At 46.4% G+C, this 1,394-nt stretch carries 1 protein-coding gene; it reads left to right on the top strand.

Annotated features, from left to right (window positions below; translation table 11 throughout):
* Nucleotides 1-92 precede the first annotated feature (92 nt).
* Entirely contained in the window at nucleotides 93-1,106 is a 1,014-nt protein-coding gene (locus tag CWE08_RS12040) for an IS110 family RNA-guided transposase (RefSeq protein WP_126768521.1), read from the top strand.
* Nucleotides 1,107-1,394 lie beyond the last annotated feature (288 nt).

Genomic DNA, 1,394 nt, shown 5'->3' with positions numbered 1-1,394 from the left:
GGATGATGGGATGGACACCTCGCTTTACACGGCGTCGTAATGCGCCATTATTGAAGTGATGTGTTCAATAATCTCAAACGAGGTGTCCACCCATGAAAGTTACAACAATTAGTATCGATTTGGCAAAATCTGTTTTTCAAGTCTGTGGAACGAATCAAGCGGGAACCCAAGTGTTCAACCGCCAAGTCCGAAGAAATAAATTGCTCGAGACCGTTATACAGTTCCCAGATGCTGATGTTGTGATGGAGGCATGCAGTGGCTCGAACTACTGGGGCCGTTTGTTTATTAAACACGGTTTCACCGTAAAACTCATTCCGCCCCAGCATGTAAAACCCTTTGTACGCGGAAATAAAAACGACCGGAATGATGCTTTTGCTATTTCTGAAGCATCACGGCGTCCAAATCTAACCTTCACTCAACCCCGCTCTGTGGCAGCAACCGATATGGCTGTTTTACACCGCATCCGTGACCGTCGCCAAGGCTCATTAACCCGTCTAACCAACCAAATTCGTGGTTTATTAAATGAATACGGGATTGTTATTCCTCAAGGTATTGAGCATTTGCGTCGTCACATTCCATTAATTTTGGAAGATGGGGAGAATGAGCTTTCGCCATTAATGCGCTCAGAGCTACACAGCTTGTTTGATGAGTGGTGCATGATGGAATCGCTCATCAAGCAACATGATAAAGCCATTGAACAGTTTGCACGTGCCGATGAACAAACAACTTTGTTAATGACCGCTCGTGGCATTGGCTCCATTACGGCCACAGCGCTTATGAGTGTAATGGGAAGCCCGGCAAATTATAAAAACGGGCGGCACTTTGCCGCATCGTTAGGGCTGACCCCTTCAGAGCATTCGAGTGGCGGTAAGCAAAAGCTTGGGCGTATCACAAAACGAGGAAATCGCTATGTGCGCAGGCTTCTTGTTCAATGCGCGATGAGCCATGTAAGGCATTTGGAAAGCCGAACGGATAATCTGTCATTATGGCTGAAGAAGCTCAAAGAGCGGCGAGGTGTGCAGGTTGCCGCTATCGCTTTAGCAAACAAACTGGCCCGAATATCCTGGGCAATGCTGCACAAGCAGCAGGAATTTAAATTGAATTAAAACAGTATGTAAGTCTCATCCAGCAATGCGTAGTTGCATGGTGCAACAGGTAAAACCGACCCTTGAGACGCCGAGCGAGCACACTGAGTTATAACTCAGAAGGGACGATATAGCGCCAAGGGTGCGGTTATCCATGAAGGCCAGAGCTCACTGAGAAATCACTTGAAGCTCATAACAGGCCGTATATACGAGTGCAGTTTTATCCTGTTCACATCGCGCAAAGCTGGTTAAAAACAAAGTAAAACTATGTCACTAAACAACTTGCGTAATGTGAGGTGTCCATATATG

It is taken from the genome of Aliidiomarina iranensis, assembly GCF_003987135.1.
GTDB lineage: Bacteria > Pseudomonadota > Gammaproteobacteria > Enterobacterales > Alteromonadaceae > Aliidiomarina > Aliidiomarina iranensis.
Note: the sequence above shows the minus strand (reverse complement) of the source record. Positions and strands in the feature narration are given on the sequence as shown.